Source organism: Bacillus ndiopicus, from assembly GCF_000612805.1.
Classification (GTDB): domain Bacteria; phylum Bacillota; class Bacilli; order Bacillales_A; family Planococcaceae; genus Metasolibacillus; species Metasolibacillus ndiopicus.
This window is the reverse complement of the sequence record NZ_HG964409.1, coordinates 104,474-118,927: the sequence shown is the minus strand read 5'-3', so window position 1 is coordinate 118,927 and position 14,454 is coordinate 104,474. Positions and strand designations below refer to the sequence as shown.

14 protein-coding genes are annotated in these 14,454 nt (G+C 36.7%); 2 read left to right on the top strand and 12 right to left on the bottom strand.

Going from position 1 to position 14,454, the window contains the following annotated elements; all coding sequences use genetic code 11:
- Window positions 1-85 precede the first annotated feature (85 nt).
- The 3 genes from TY13_RS17010 to TY13_RS17000 all read right to left on the bottom strand — a co-directional run bounded on the left by TY13_RS17010 (window position 86) and on the right by TY13_RS17000 (window position 2,795).
- Window positions 86-1,312 (bottom strand): ABC transporter substrate-binding protein, encoded by a 1,227-nt coding sequence (locus TY13_RS17010; RefSeq protein ID WP_407637743.1) that lies wholly within the window; start codon window positions 1,310-1,312, stop codon window positions 86-88.
- Between the two features lie 264 nt (window positions 1,313-1,576).
- Window positions 1,577-2,179 (bottom strand): class I SAM-dependent methyltransferase, encoded by a 603-nt coding sequence (locus TY13_RS17005; RefSeq protein ID WP_042478533.1) that lies wholly within the window; start codon window positions 2,177-2,179, stop codon window positions 1,577-1,579.
- 169 nt (window positions 2,180-2,348) lie between these two features.
- Complete coding sequence (locus TY13_RS17000) at window positions 2,349-2,795, bottom strand: CoxG family protein (RefSeq protein ID WP_042478531.1); 447 nt, start codon at window positions 2,793-2,795, stop codon at window positions 2,349-2,351.
- Window positions 2,796-3,052: 257 nt separating this feature from the next.
- Here TY13_RS17000 and TY13_RS16995 point away from each other — a divergent pair, with 257 nt between their 5' ends.
- On the top strand, window positions 3,053-3,367 hold the full coding sequence (locus TY13_RS16995; protein ID WP_042478528.1) for a YbjQ family protein: 315 nt from the start codon (window positions 3,053-3,055) through the stop codon (window positions 3,365-3,367).
- Window positions 3,368-3,628: 261 nt separating this feature from the next.
- The gene (gene guaC, locus TY13_RS16990; protein ID WP_042478711.1) at window positions 3,629-4,612 is read left to right on the top strand and encodes a GMP reductase; all 984 of its coding nucleotides are present in this window, start codon (window positions 3,629-3,631) and stop codon (window positions 4,610-4,612) included.
- Window positions 4,613-4,722: 110 nt separating this feature from the next.
- Here guaC and TY13_RS20770 read toward each other — a convergent pair whose 3' ends face one another.
- The 9 genes from TY13_RS20770 to TY13_RS16950 all read right to left on the bottom strand — a co-directional run bounded on the left by TY13_RS20770 (window position 4,723) and on the right by TY13_RS16950 (window position 14,415).
- A complete protein-coding gene (locus TY13_RS20770; protein WP_154661632.1) occupies window positions 4,723-4,836 on the bottom strand; it encodes a DUF3977 family protein in 114 nt (37 codons plus the stop codon).
- A 56-nt stretch (window positions 4,837-4,892) separates the two neighbouring features.
- The gene (locus tag TY13_RS16985) at window positions 4,893-5,114 is read right to left on the bottom strand and encodes a DUF1540 domain-containing protein (protein WP_042478526.1); all 222 of its coding nucleotides are present in this window, start codon (window positions 5,112-5,114) and stop codon (window positions 4,893-4,895) included.
- A gap of 166 nt (window positions 5,115-5,280) precedes the next feature.
- Entirely contained in the window at window positions 5,281-6,600 is a 1,320-nt protein-coding gene (locus tag TY13_RS16980; RefSeq protein ID WP_042478524.1) for a Spo0B domain-containing protein, read from the bottom strand.
- A gap of 354 nt (window positions 6,601-6,954) precedes the next feature.
- Window positions 6,955-8,439 carry a malate:quinone oxidoreductase gene (locus tag TY13_RS16975; RefSeq protein WP_042478522.1) on the bottom strand — a complete coding sequence of 495 codons (1,485 nt, stop codon included), beginning with the start codon at window positions 8,437-8,439 and terminating at the stop codon, window positions 6,955-6,957.
- Between the two features lie 184 nt (window positions 8,440-8,623).
- Window positions 8,624-10,186, bottom strand: a complete 1,563-nt coding sequence (locus tag TY13_RS16970) for a histidine kinase N-terminal 7TM domain-containing diguanylate cyclase (RefSeq protein ID WP_042478520.1) — start codon at window positions 10,184-10,186, stop codon at window positions 8,624-8,626.
- Between the two features lie 48 nt (window positions 10,187-10,234).
- The gene (locus TY13_RS16965; RefSeq protein ID WP_042478518.1) at window positions 10,235-11,014 is read right to left on the bottom strand and encodes an ABC transporter substrate-binding protein; all 780 of its coding nucleotides are present in this window, start codon (window positions 11,012-11,014) and stop codon (window positions 10,235-10,237) included.
- A gap of 18 nt (window positions 11,015-11,032) precedes the next feature.
- Window positions 11,033-12,022, bottom strand: a complete 990-nt coding sequence (locus tag TY13_RS16960; protein ID WP_052344374.1) for an MBL fold metallo-hydrolase — start codon at window positions 12,020-12,022, stop codon at window positions 11,033-11,035.
- Window positions 12,023-12,246: 224 nt separating this feature from the next.
- Window positions 12,247-12,942, bottom strand: a complete 696-nt coding sequence (locus tag TY13_RS16955; protein ID WP_042478516.1) for a response regulator transcription factor — start codon at window positions 12,940-12,942, stop codon at window positions 12,247-12,249.
- Between the two features lie 12 nt (window positions 12,943-12,954).
- The gene (locus TY13_RS16950) at window positions 12,955-14,415 is read right to left on the bottom strand and encodes a sensor histidine kinase (protein WP_042478514.1); all 1,461 of its coding nucleotides are present in this window, start codon (window positions 14,413-14,415) and stop codon (window positions 12,955-12,957) included.
- Between the last annotated feature and the right edge of the window lie 39 nt (window positions 14,416-14,454).

Genomic DNA, 14,454 nt, shown 5'->3' with positions numbered 1-14,454 from the left:
GGCTCTTTAAACCTCTTAAAAAATGGCTGTCTGGAAAGTGGCGCATTAGCTCACTTTTCAAACAGCCCACTGAGTCACTTAACGATTAAGGATTCACTTTAGAGTTGAACACTTGGTTGCCGTCTTTGAATTCAAGAACTGTTGCTGATTTAACTGGGTTGTGTTTTTCATCTACTGTAAATTTACCTGTCACTAAGCTTAAATCTTTTGTTTCCGCTAGCATATTTTTAATTGTTTCACCTGTAACATTATCTCCGGCACGTTCAATTGCGTCTTTCAAGTAGTAAACAGTGTCATATCCTAAAGCATGGAAGGCATTTGGTGCTTGGTTGTATTTCGTTTCGAATGCCTTTACAAACTTTTGAATTGTCTCATCTGGATCTTCAGATGAATAGTGATTTGTAATGAACGTGTTATTTAATGCGTCTTTCCCTGCTAAGTCAATTAAAGTCGGAGAATCCCATCCATCAGCCCCCATTAATGGCGCTGTAATACCTAACTCACGTGCTTGTTTAACAATTAAACCTACTTCTTCATAGTAACCTGGGATAAAAATGAAATCTGGGTTTGCCCCTTTAATATTTGTTAATGTTGATTTGAAGTCTACGTCTTTTGCTACATAGGCTTGTTCAATAACTACTTTACCGCCATTTTTCTCAACTGTTTCTTTAAACGATGCAGCCAAGCCTTTCGCATAATCAGATGCATTATCAGCATAAATAGCTACATTTTTTGCTCCAAGCTCATTTGTCGCAAAGTTTGCTGCTACAGTACCTTGGAACGGATCAATAAAGCATGTGCGGAATGCATATTCATTGATTGTTCCATCTGCGTTTTCCGTTACGTTCGGTGCCGTTCCTGATGCTGTTACCATAGGAATTTTATGTTGATTCGCTATTTGAACTGTTGCTACAGAGTTCCCTGATGTCGCTGGTCCAATCATGGCCACAACCTTTTCTTGCTCCGCTAATCTAATTGCTGCAGACACCGCTTCAGCATTTTCTGATTTATTATCCACTTTGATTAATTCGATTTTTTTGCCATTAATGCCGCCGCTCGCGTTAATTTCTTCCATCGCCAATGTTGCGCCATCAGCAATAGATAAACCATACGTTGCTACCGCTCCAGATAATTCAAGGTTAGCTCCAATTTTTATTGTATCGCCTGAAGCAGAATTCCCTCCGCCACTTGATGAACCACCATTTGACGATGAACCACCACCCGAATCAGTACCACAGCCTGCCAATGCGCCAGCTAAAACTGACGTTGCTAAAAATAGAGAAGCAAATTTCTTTAATTTATAATGTTTCATAATTATAAAACACCCTTTCAATCAATTTTCTAATGTTTTAGTATTTTCAGATAATTATACATAAAACATTCGTCCTGCACAATATAATTTTAAATATTCCGAAATATCTAGTTAGAGTGAGTATTCAGATATTTTAAACTCCCATATTTTACTTTAATTTTACTATCGTGTCTATATCTTTTTAATATTTTAGGTTTTGAGTTCGCTCAAGATTCATAGTCCAGAACTCCTACGATAGCTACTGCCATCGTAGAAGCACATCTATTAAAATAATAAAGTATACACACATATACGTTCGTTAGCATTCGATTCTCCTTTTAAACGCACTTCTTTACGTAGTGTAAAAGGTGTCTCTTGCTCAAGATAAAATAAGTAATCAATTGCTGGATAGTATAAAATAATATGTATATTTCTTGGGTTATATTCAAATGAGTGTAGTATTTTTGCTACAACTTTGCGGAAAATCTCGATAGAAAAAGGATTAAAAAAGAAAAAAACATTATCCTCTTTTGTTACTCTATATTGCTCTGCTAGCATATGGAGAAAAGTAATAGGCACATGCTTTTTCTTTGCCTTTTCTAAATAAGTTTCTTTATTATGCTGTGCTTCAATAAAGAACTTTTCATCCATCTCGATACCTACAACTGGAATATGAAAGCGATAATGTATATAAAGAGGCACACGTCCCTTACCACAGCCAATATCTACAAATGTAGCGTTATCTGGCAGTGTATATTCCGCAAAAAGTTGCTCAAGTCCAGCATAAGGGGTAGGTTCATAACGATGATAATGTGCTAACTTCGGAAATCCATATTGAAAACCAGCAGTATCAATTCGTAGTAATTTTTCATAATCATGCTCTTTCATAACATTGACCTCCTTTCATAACAAAACAAGGGCTATCGGAAATAATAAAACCTTTCCTGACACCCTCTGTTTTGAATATTTGCTAAAACCTGTAGTCGCAATTGTTTTCTTTCGCGAAAGCACGCGTCAGTAACAATTTTTTGCACTATCCCCAACTTACAGTTTCGTATTAATTGTTTACTTTACTCGCTTCTTGTGCCATCGACTGAACAAGTGCCTCTACTGTTTTTGGCACAAAGCCTTCCAGCACAGGATTTATCATCGCCGCTAAAAAACCACCAGCTGTCATTGTTAAACTACCCGTTAATAAATAACTACCATCATTAGATGGCATCATTTCAAAATAACCGCTACCATTAATATTGTCAGATAAACCAACTAAATTAAATGCTAATTTTTCATTTTCCACACTTGTTATTTCGTCCAATTGTAGCTTTACTGCCTTTTGTATAATACCAAAATCCCCTTGAAACACCCAAATCATTTGCTGTATAGAAGGTAGCTCATGATGCAAATAGCCCGGAATTAATACCGCCCAACGCTCTTTATCTTGAATAAACTTCCATAACTCTTCTTTCCCAATGTTAATTGTTTCTTGATGAACACTTGTCGTCATATCCCAATCCCCCAAACAATCTATTATGCCCTAGCTAACTTGAATCCAGATTTTTCATGCTGGCAAGAGCAAACTCTTCATTATCGGTGACATTCGTCTGGACGCTTATCTCGACTGAACGGGCGCTTGTACATCCACTGAATCAAGATAAATCCATTTCAATAGTAGCAAATAACGTGTTTTTTAACAATTAAAGGGGAAACCTTTTGGTAGCAAAATCGTATTTAATAGTAATACATGAAATGGAGGCGTTTTAGATGTTAGTAACAACAACGAATAGTCTTGAAGGTAAAACAATCGAAACATATCATGGAATCGTAACAGGTGAAGCGATCATGGGAGCCAATGTTGTACGTGACATTTTTGCTTCTGTTACGGATATCATCGGCGGGCGTAGCAGTGCCTATGAAGAAAAGCTAGCTGAAGGAAGACAACTTGCAATTGAGGAAATGAAAGAGCGAGCAAAGCAATTAGGTGCAAATGCTGTAGTTGGTGTAGATTTAGACTTCGAAACAATACGCGATGGTATGATGATGGTCGTTGCAACCGGCACAGCAATCACATACCGTTAAAAAATTGAAGATAGAATTGCGAGTAATTCGCAATTTTATCTTTTTATTTATATCGTATAAACGAACAGAAATGCCTTCTTCAACGAGAAATCAGGTGCCTGTTTTAGAATTTAAGTGAAGTAGGAGTGTAGTAAAATCCCATTGATTGAAATTTCATTTGATGTTTTCTTTGACATTTGTTCCGAAATCGGGTAAATTACCAAATGGCGAACATTTTCGCTTTCAATAAAAAAAATATTCGTTTTTAGAGGTGTTCAAATGATGGATAATGTATTTGACTATGAAGATATTCAATTAATTCCTAATAAATGTATTGTAGACAGCCGTTCACAATGTGATACGTCTGTTACACTAGGCGGACATAAATTTAAATTACCTGTTGTACCTGCTAATATGCAAACAATCATTGATGAAAAAATCGCTTTAATGTTAGCTGAAGGTGGCTATTTCTACATTATGCACCGCTTCAATCCTGAGACGCGTATCGATTTTATTAAAAATATGCAATCTCGTGGCTTAATTGCTTCAATTAGCGTTGGTGTAAAAGAAGAGGAATATGCTTTTGTAGAGCAGTTAGCTGCTGAAAATCTAGTACCTGAATTCGTTACAATCGACATTGCACACGGTCATTCAAATGCTGTTATCCGCATGATTCAACATCTTAAAAAGCATTTGCCAAATAGCTTCGTTATCGCAGGTAATGTTGGTACACCAGAAGCTGTACGTGAGCTTGAAAATGCTGGTGCTGATGCAACGAAAGTAGGAATTGGTCCTGGTAAAGTTTGTATTACAAAAATTAAAACAGGCTTCGGCACAGGTGGCTGGCAATTAGCTGCTTTACGCTGGTGCTCAAAGGCTGCAACAAAGCCAATTATTGCAGACGGTGGTATCCGTACGCATGGTGATATCGCAAAATCTGTACGCTTTGGTGCATCCATGGTCATGATTGGTTCATTATTCGCTGGCCATGAGGAATCTCCAGGTGAAACAATCGAAGTGGATGGGAAATTAGTAAAAGAATATTTTGGTTCAGCATCTGAATTCCAAAAAGGTGAAAAGAAAAACGTCGAAGGTAAAAAAATGTATGTTGACCATAAAGGTCCATTAAAAGATACATTAATTGAAATGGAGCAAGATTTACAATCATCTATTTCTTATGCTGGTGGCACAAAGCTTGATGCTATTCGTACAGTTGACTATGTTATTGTGAAAAACTCTATCTTTAACGGGGATAAAGTATACTAAATAAGCAAAGGAGCTATTGGAAATACAAATTCCAGTAGCTCCTTGCGATTTTATTCCATGTTTCAGGACGTTTATTCCACGTTTTCGAAAGTTTATTCCATATCCCTCTATTATGTACTAACAACACCAATAATTCCCCTTTTCTCATACCCTTTTCCATTATTCTCTTCAAATTCAGTATGTACAAGCCACCTATTTCCAATTCCAAGTTCTCTGTATTTCAATAAACTCTCCCTCTTTGCCAGCAGAAACTAAGCGCACTGAGGCGCTTAGTTCAATGCTATTCTACATTTTTAGGTCTAAAGGTATTGCAGCATGTTTCAAAGGAATAGCGTGCTTGATCTTGACTATTGCGTAAATCAAAATCTCCAGCAAACTCCGCGTTGCTTCCTCTACTTCTCCGATCGTCCATATCTACTTGAATTCGCTCTGCCCCACACAGGTCACCTTTCGCATGAAAAATACAATTCACTACTGTACAGTTTACTTCAACTTGTGGCATCGTTCTCCTCCTTAGCCATATTTAATAGAAAATAGAGAAAATCTTCTCTATTTCTTATCAAGTATTATGCCCATTGGAGGCCACTTTCATAATCAAAAAACTTTTAAACAATACAAATAGGTTGTTGAGAAAAGCATATTTACTTTCCCCAACAACCTCACCTACATTAAAATTTTAATGGAATTTCTACATACACTACTGTTTCTAGTTCATTTTTAGAATAAAGTGAAATTTGCCCACCATATTTTTCAACAATGTTTTTGACGATAAATAATCCTTGACCATGCACTTTTCCTTTTTCCTCTTGTTTCGTAGAGTAACCTTGCTCAAAAAACGGTGCATCTAATGAAAGTGCGCGGCCTGTATTCGTTATTTGGAAAATATACTTCTTTAAATCCGCCGTACAATCAACAACAATCTTCCTCTGCCCTTCAGGTAAAGCAACAGTTGCATCAATGGCATTATCAATAAGATTCGATAATATTTTAATTAAATCTGTCGTTTTTATATGTTCAAAGGAATTTTGTGTGACCGTAAAATTCATGTCAATTTGATTATTTTGTGCAGCAAGCTTCTTTGTTTGTAGCAAGATGGCAAGACCAGGATGATCGATATTTAATTTAATCGACTCCAATGTTTGCACTTCTTTGCTTAACGCCTCGACATACTGCATCGCTTGCTCTACCTCTCCTAGTTGTAAAAAACCATGCAGTACCTGAATATGATTAGTAAAATCATGTCTTAAGGAAGAAACAGATGTAATCAATGCTTTAATCTCTGTTTGATACGTATCTTCTGTATCAACTACTTCCTTCGCCAGTTCCTTTTGGTACCATCTTTGAATTAAGAAAAATGAAGTAATCGTAATAATAATTAATGCACCATTAAAGATGAATAGTAAAATATTATTTTCTATAATATCCTTCTTAATGTTATCTAAGGAGCTTGTACTTAAATCAATACCTAAATAACCAATTGTTTCATTAACATCATCTTTAATCGGTACACCTACAGTTACATAAGTACCATACTTTGAATCCTCTATAATCTCTGTCACAAAGGGTGTGCTATTATTGTATGCCTCACTTACATATTTTCTAGGTAGTAAACAAATCTCACCTATCGGAAAATCATCATGCTGCCCTTCTATACCAGGTTGACCAACAACCATTGCTCTAGCAACATTAGGATTGTCAACTTCAAATGTATAAATATATAACACACCCGTTTTCTCTTTAGCATCACTTAAGTAATTTCTTATTTCCCAATAGTCGCTATTTTTTTCTGGGCTTCTTAAAAATCTTTTATATGTTTTCATATCAATAGATCTAGCAATAGATTCACCGATTGAAAGGCTTTGATTAATAATGGATTCTTCTACAGTTTTCTTCACCTTCATATAAGAAATAGCAACGTTTGCAGTTGTGAAAAGAAGTAGTAGTAGTATTGAGATAGCCATTATAATTTTTATATTTTTATTTTTCATACAAAATCATAAATCCTCTATAATTATTTTCTTAAATGTTATTTTGATTTAGTTGAAAATGCCCCTCTATTATAGAGGGACTCAGTCTAAAAGCACCACGCATATATAATGGCTGAGTAACTAACATCTTGTTGATTTAATATAATATTTTTTGAAGATGGTTTCAGACACGTCCGAAAGAATTTTGACTAAAGTTTGCTGGGGTGTACTTAATTCACTATGAAAGTCCTATTCATACATACTACTACAATTACAAGAAAAATTCCTTGCATAAATTCCCATAAATCAAGTATTTTTTATCTAACCTATAAAGAAAAACTACTTAGGAAAGTTAATTTCCTAAGCAGTTCTATATTATTTATTAAATTGTAATACTTCTGCTGTTGAAGCGTGGATTTCTTCTAACAGGGCAGGGTTGTCCATTAATTTTTGACCGTATGACGGAATCATTTTTTTAATTTTTGGCTCCCATTTTTTCAGTTCTTGTGGGAAGCAGCGTTTAATTACCTCAAGCATAACTGGAACAGCTGTTGAAGCACCTGGAGAAGCACCTAATAATGCTGCAATCGAGCCATCAGCAGCGCTAACAACTTCCGTACCGAATTGTAATGTACCTTTTCCGCCTGCTTCTGTGTCTTTAATTACTTGTACACGTTGACCAGCGACAATTACTTCCCAATCCTCAGATTTTGCATTAGGAACAAAATCACGCAGCTCTTCCATACGTTGTTCTTTTGATAATAATAACTGTTGAATTAAATATTTCGTTAAAGACATTTCTTTTGCACCACAAGCAAGTAACGTTAAAATGTTATGTGGCTTAATAGATGCAAATAAATCCATATTTGAGCCCGTTTTTAAGAACTTCGGTGAGAAGCCTGCAAATGGTCCAAATAATAATGATTTTTGACCATCAATATAGCGTGTATCTAAGTGAGGTACAGACATTGGTGGTGCACCAACTGCCGCCTTACCATATACTTTCGCATGATGTTGGTTAATAATCTCTTCATTTTTACATTGTAAAAATAATCCGCTAATAGGGAATCCACCGATATGTTTCCCTTCAGGTATACCTGATTTTTGTAACAGCTCTAAACTACCGCCACCTGCACCAAGGAATACGAATTTCGCTTTATGATATTCCATTCTGCAGCCATCTTTATCATGTACTTTTACTTCCCAAGAACCGTCTTTCATACGATTCATACTGTGAACACTATGCTTGTAGTTTACTTCTACGCCTTGTTCTTCTAAGTTTTTTACAATCATACGTGTTAAAGCACCGAAGTTTACATCCGTACCAGTGTCAATTTTAGTAGCTGCAATTGGCTCTGGAGACTTACGGTCGTTCATAATTAATGGAATCCACTCTTTTAACGTTTCTGGATCATCAGAAAACTCCATACCTTTAAATAATGGATTTTTGCTCATTGTTTCAAAGCGTTTTTTCAAAAACTTTACGTTATCTGCGCCTTGCACCATACTCATATGAGGTAGTGGCATAATGAAATCTTGTGGATTTTCGATTAGCTTATTTTGGACTAAGTATGACCAAAACTGCATTGAAACTTGGAATTGCTCGTTTACATTAATAGCTTTGCTGATATCTATTGAGCCATCTGATTTTTCAGAAGTGTAGTTCAGCTCACATAATGCAGCATGTCCTGTCCCTGCATTATTTAATTCGTGAGAGCTTTCTTCACCCGCTTTTTCAAGCTGCTCAAACACTGTAATTTTCCAATCCGGTGCTAATTCCTTAAGGATTGACCCTAAAGTAGCACTCATTATTCCGGCACCAATTAAGATAACATCTGATTGTGTATGTCTGTTACTCATTTTTACCTTCCTCATTATATATTAAGATTTGCAGAAAGATAGACACCCTATCTCCCCGTATCAATTATTACCTTATAGCAGTGTATCACAATTTCGCCATTATTAAAATATATACTAGAAATACGAGAGTTATCATTACTTTTCGAGCCTAGTTCTTCATTAATAAAGCAAATAGTGAAACCTCTTATTGTTCATTTTCGATTCCTTGCTCTCTATATACACAATTTCGTCCCTTGCTCTTCGCCTTATACAACGCCTTATCTGCCGCATTTAATAGTTGAGACAAAGTTACCTCTAAGTCAGTAGTCGCTTCAGCTAAACCTCCACTAATTGTCGTAACAACTACTGTATTTTCAACTGTTAATGGGGTATTCTCCACAGCTTGGCGGATTTGATTAGCTAACTTCTCTGCCTCTACTACCGAATAATTTGGCAATGCAAGTATAAACTCCTCTCCACCATAACGTGCAAATAATTCCTTGTCTGTTAGCTGAGACTTACAAACTTGCGCAACATGGGCTAGTACTTGATCCCCTACCGCATGACCATATGTGTCATTTACCTTTTTAAAAAAGTCAATATCCATCAGCATCACTGTAAAGGGGGTATTTTGTTCCTTTGCTTCTGCATACAATTGCATACATTTATCAAAAAAGGCTCTACGATTATATATTTGTGTCAGTTCATCAAAATAAGCCAAATGCTCCAGCTTCAGCTGTAAATCTTTTAACTCTGTAATATCATTAAAAATGATAACTAGACCGTTTTGGTAATTTGGCTGCTGTAGTGCTGATAAACGAACTTGATAAGTACGCCCTGTTTCTGGTAACCAAACCTCTTGACTTGTCCCTACAGCATCTAATGTATAGGGCATAGGAATACTTATTAATATATCCCAAATATCTTGATAACGCATCCCTAGCATTGACTTTTTCAACTCTGGGAACATCTGAATACACGCTTGGTTATATTCAATAAGTCGATGTTGATTATCTAACACAACCACACCATCATTAATACTATTAAAAATTCGATCTTTCGCAACTGGCATATTACGAAACAGGCTTGATGAACGAATTGCCCATAAAAATAACGAAGAGGAAATGACTAGTACAGCAGGCACTGGGTCAAAGCCTCTAGGAGTTAGACCAAGCGAGTAAATAAAGGCCATAGTCATCGGAAGCAGCTGACTCCCCATTAGTGCAAATAGTTGTGGACGATATACTTTATCCGTTTCCCTCCAACGAAAAAGTAACAGGAAGAAAGCAACTAGCATACTAGCAAAAATAAAGGCTCCATGAACGGAGTACCATAATCCGATTTCTTGATAAATATAAGGCTTGCCTAAAACAGCATCGAACTCAAATATTTTATAATGAAGATGGTGTAAGTCATTTGTTGCCACCATAAACAACGTAACGCTGGGGATAGTTAAGAGTGCTACAAAAACTTTTTTTGTAACAGAATATCCTAAATACTGTAAAACAAGAAGCAGCCCTAAAGGTGGCGTTACTGCTATACCCAGGTACTGAAAAAAAGTCCAAACCTTAACTCCGACTAAAGAAGTAGCAAGTAAGCCAAAACCTGCCGAAAAGCAATAAACAGCAATTAATGCTGTATAAACCATGAACAAATAAATAATTTTTGTATAATGATGGCGCTTAATTAATACATGCAAGCTCAAATAAAGATTAAGTACACCAGTTGTAATAAAAATCGTGACAATTGTTGTTATTTGTGAATGCATGTTAATCTACCCCGTTTTGTTGGTTGATTTCCCTATTTTTACAGGAATCTATAACTGCTCTACAAGCTCTTTTAAATATGTCATAGCCTCTATCATTTTTGCTCCATACCAAAACATTTCACCATCTACTAGCATAATTTTCGTATTAGGTAAAAACGCTTGAAATTCAGAGATATGCTTCTCACTATAAGGAAACGGCTCTGATGCAAGAAACAATACATCTAGCTGCGCCGCTTGAAATTGCTCTTGCGATACACTCGGATAACGACCATCCATTTTAGCAAACGGATTTTCAAAGCCAAGCCGCGCTAAAACATCGTTAATATACGTTGTATCTCCCACAACCATATATGGCTTGCGCCAAATAGCATAGGCTGCCCGCCCAAGGCTTTGCTGAGGTAAGGAATCAAAACCAGCCTTACTAGCTTGTACAAGCTCAGTCGCTTTATTCCCCTTATTCGTTAACATACCTAGTGTTTCTATTAGACGATAGCCATCTTCAATTGATTGCACCTCTGCCACAAAAACGGAGGCAATTTTCTCTAGCTGTGTAACAATTTCCTCTGTATTCTCCTCTTTTTCAGCAAGTATTAAATCAGGCTGTAGCAGCTCTATCAAATCTACATCGACTTGCTTCGTGCCACCGACTTTCGTAAACTTCTCCACTTGTCCTTTTGGAAAAATGCAATATTTCGTACACCCGACTAATAGTTCTTCTGCACCTAAAGCAAATAATGTTTCTGTAATGGCAGGGCAAATTGAAATGATGCGCTGCGGTTGATTTGGACATAGCACTTGTCGCCCAATATGATCAGTTATTGTTCGCATAATATCGCTCCTTTTGGATTAAGCATTAATGGAAAACTTCCAAACTCCAGTTTCCTTATTTATCGTAATCTTTTTTTGCGCTTCTCCATAATACGTATAGCCAATAATATCTGACATCACAAATATAAATGCACTGTCTAGCTTTAAGCCGTACGCTGCCTGCGCTAATTGCTGGCCTGTTAACTCGCCCTGCTGCAAAGCCTGGTAAATACGTTGCCATTTTGTATCCATATGTCGCAAGCTGCGCTCTATCACTTCTGCCGTATTAGTAAAGCTTGGTTGATGACCTGCAAAAACATGCGAAAGCTCAAGGTTTTGCAAAGCATGGAAAGATTGCTGTTGCTGCTGCACTGTTTGCAGCATTTCTCCTTCCTCATCAAAATCCACTAGCGCATTTGGTATACTATTGGAAAAAATAATATCACCCGCAAATAGCCATTTTGTACTTTCATCATAAAAAGCAATTGAATCTGGTGAATGTCCTGGGAAATACTGAATGTGGAAATCACCTAACTTTTGCGACTGATGCAAAGGAAGTATGTTTGCCTGTATTTTCAATTGCTCGTGTTGCTCATAAGTCGTTCTTAGCTTCATCATACGATTAATAGCCGCTTCCGTATGTAATACATCATACACTTTATATAAATGCTCAAAAAATGCGATTTTATAATACAAATAATCTGGTTCAAAACGCAGGCGTGGAACCGCCTTGTCGCTTGCATAAACAGGTATATTTTTAGACGCAACAATATCATTGACCATTCCTGTATGGTCATTATGGTGGTGTGTTAATAAAATTTGTGAAATATCCTGTAGTTGAAAACCATATGTTGCAAGCTGTTCTTTGAAAAATTGCTTATACGTAGGGTGCTCAATACCCGCATCAATTAAGGTCAAACTGTAGGCATCCTCTACTAAAAAGCAGTTGATGCTATCACGTGAATTGGGCGATGGCTTGTATATAATTGGATACACTTTTTTGTTACTTGCTTGAATAATCGGTTCCATATGGATGCTCCTTAATGATCAATTACGCCTTGGCTAACTTTAGTCCAGATTTTTCGAACTAGCAAGGGAAACTCTTCAAAATCTGTGATAGCCGCTAGGGCTTCTATCTTGATTCAGTGGGTGAATCAAGATAAAAAGACATGTTAGACTGATTCTAACATGCCTGAGCTGGTTTTATCTCTTATTAAATGATGAAGTCACAAAAACCTAATTGCAGTTTTATTTTAAGTGTTAAAGCGATAGCCGCTACCCCAAATCGTTTCGATTGGAAGTTCAGATAGCTTCCCTTTTTTTAATTTTTCTCGAATTCGCCCTACATGGACAACAACTGTAAACACATCACCATCTAAATCATCCATGTCCCATACTTGTCTGAACAATTGCTCCTTTGTCCATACACGGTTCGGATGCTCCATAAAAAAAATGAGCAAATCTAACTCCTTTGTTGGGAAAATAATTTCTTGCCCTAGCACAAAAGCTTTACGCGCTACCTTATCAACCACAACACCATTAATCTCAAGTATATTCTGTTTTTGACCTGCGCCTGTTAGCATATGGTAACGCTTAATATGCGCTTGCACCCTTGCAACGAGCTCACTTGGGCTAAATGGCTTTGTCATATAGTCATCTGCCCCTAAACCAAGACCACGTATTTTATCAATATCTTCCTTTTTCGCGGATACAATCATTATCGGAATGTTTTTCTTCTCTCGAATTCGTCGACAAACCTCAAAGCCATCTAATGAAGGCAGCATAATGTCAACAACGATTAAATCAAAAGGCTCATTCAGTGCGCGGCTAACACCCTCCAAGCCATCCCGTGCAATATCTGCATCAATTTGATTGATTTCTAAATAATCTTTTTGCAGCTCTGCAATACTACGATCATCTTCAATTAATAATACACGTGATTTACTCATTCAAATGCCTCCCTATGCCTGCTCTAGCGTAATACTAACAATGGTACCCACCATTTGTTCGCTTTCAATTTGTACATTGCCACCATGCTTCTCTATAATTTGCTGCACAATCGCTAAACCTAGACCGCTACCACCTGTATCTGATGTTCGTGCCTCTTCCCCACGGTAAAAGCGATTAAATACATATGGAAGCTGCTCCTTTGGAATACCTTGCCCATTATCGACTACACGTAGCACAACACTAGAATCATTTTTGAATACTTCCAATAAAATCGTTAATGGTTCATCATCTTTTTTAAATTTAATGCTATTTTCGATTAAGTTCATAATAGCACGATTCATTTGCATACGATCAACCAAAACATATAAAGACTCTTCATTTGTTTGTAGACGAATCGACACTTGTCTATCAATTATTTGAAGCTCCTCTACAACATGCTTTAAAAATTGAACAAGATCAATGCGCTCATAATGGAAGGAAATTGCCTCCGCATCAAGCTTCGAATACAAAAAGAGTTCTTCAATCAAATAGTTTAAAGCGATTGATTTCGCATGAATCGTTTGCAAATACTTTTCTTGCTTCTCTGGTGTATCTGCTACCCCTTCCTGTAAGCCCTCTACATAGCCAATAATAGATGTAATTGGGGTTTTTAAATCATGTGAGATATTTGCAATAAGCTCCTTACGATTGTTTTCTAAATTCCGTTGCTCCTTAATCGATTCGATTAAAGTATCGCGCATATTTTCAAAATTCAGCGTTAGCTGCTGTACCTCTTTTGCTGTATGTTCAGCTTTTTCAATAGGCGTTGCAACAAGCTCTCCCTCTTTCATCTCTGCCATTACTTTCCCTAAGCTTTCAAGCGGCGAAATAATAGCTTTTCTTAGCAAATAATTCATAAACACAACGCCCGCTACCGAAATACATGCGATGGCTAAAATAATGACAATGCCCCATCTCGTCATAAACTCCAACAAATTATTTTCCTTTTTTAAAATGAGAATACTGCCCTTCGTCTGGTCACTAAAATAAAAATCAAATTTAATATAGCGATAAAGGCGACCAGCATTTTGGATTGTACCCCTCGTTTCAATATTATTGGCATCAAATTGTGGAAAGTGGGCAATAAGAGATTTCTCTACTAATCCTTCAGAATAATAGACAATTTCAGTGTCCTTACGAATAACAACCCCTAGTGATTTTGTCTCAACTTGTAGTATATTGTGTGCCAAGTCTCGGTCCATATTAATGATTTTATCAGGGGCTGTTTTTGCGACCCTACGCAACTCCACATAGGAAAGTTCCTCATCTGCGCTTAAGGAACGCTGTTTTGTCATCGCTTGATACAGCGTATTTGGCGTCGGAACTACACCTGTTGTCACATAAAACAAAATACAAATAATTGCCAATAGCGACGCACTTGCAATAAAAATACCTCCGATATATGAAATTAAAAACCTACGTTTAATTGTCATATGCCATCTCCTTTCTCATCAATTATGCACCAGCTTACT

Coding starts and splice junctions, on each gene's coding strand:
- TY13_RS17010 (WP_407637743.1), bottom strand. CDS start 1,312: ATGAAACATTATAAATTAAAGAAATTTGCTTCTCTATTTTTAGCAACG.
- TY13_RS17005 (WP_042478533.1), bottom strand. CDS start 2,179: ATGAAAGAGCATGATTATGAAAAATTACTACGAATTGATACTGCTGGT.
- TY13_RS17000 (WP_042478531.1), bottom strand. CDS start 2,795: ATGACGACAAGTGTTCATCAAGAAACAATTAACATTGGGAAAGAAGAG.
- TY13_RS16995 (WP_042478528.1), top strand. CDS start 3,053: ATGTTAGTAACAACAACGAATAGTCTTGAAGGTAAAACAATCGAAACA.
- guaC (WP_042478711.1), top strand. CDS start 3,629: ATGGATAATGTATTTGACTATGAAGATATTCAATTAATTCCTAATAAA.
- TY13_RS16985 (WP_042478526.1), bottom strand. CDS start 5,114: ATGCCACAAGTTGAAGTAAACTGTACAGTAGTGAATTGTATTTTTCAT.
- TY13_RS16980 (WP_042478524.1), bottom strand. CDS start 6,600: ATGAAAAATAAAAATATAAAAATTATAATGGCTATCTCAATACTACTA.
- TY13_RS16975 (WP_042478522.1), bottom strand. CDS start 8,439: ATGAGTAACAGACATACACAATCAGATGTTATCTTAATTGGTGCCGGA.
- TY13_RS16970 (WP_042478520.1), bottom strand. CDS start 10,186: ATGCATTCACAAATAACAACAATTGTCACGATTTTTATTACAACTGGT.
- TY13_RS16965 (WP_042478518.1), bottom strand. CDS start 11,014: ATGCGAACAATAACTGATCATATTGGGCGACAAGTGCTATGTCCAAAT.
- TY13_RS16960 (WP_052344374.1), bottom strand. CDS start 12,022: ATGGAACCGATTATTCAAGCAAGTAACAAAAAAGTGTATCCAATTATA.
- TY13_RS16955 (WP_042478516.1), bottom strand. CDS start 12,942: ATGAGTAAATCACGTGTATTATTAATTGAAGATGATCGTAGTATTGCA.
- TY13_RS16950 (WP_042478514.1), bottom strand. CDS start 14,415: ATGACAATTAAACGTAGGTTTTTAATTTCATATATCGGAGGTATTTTT.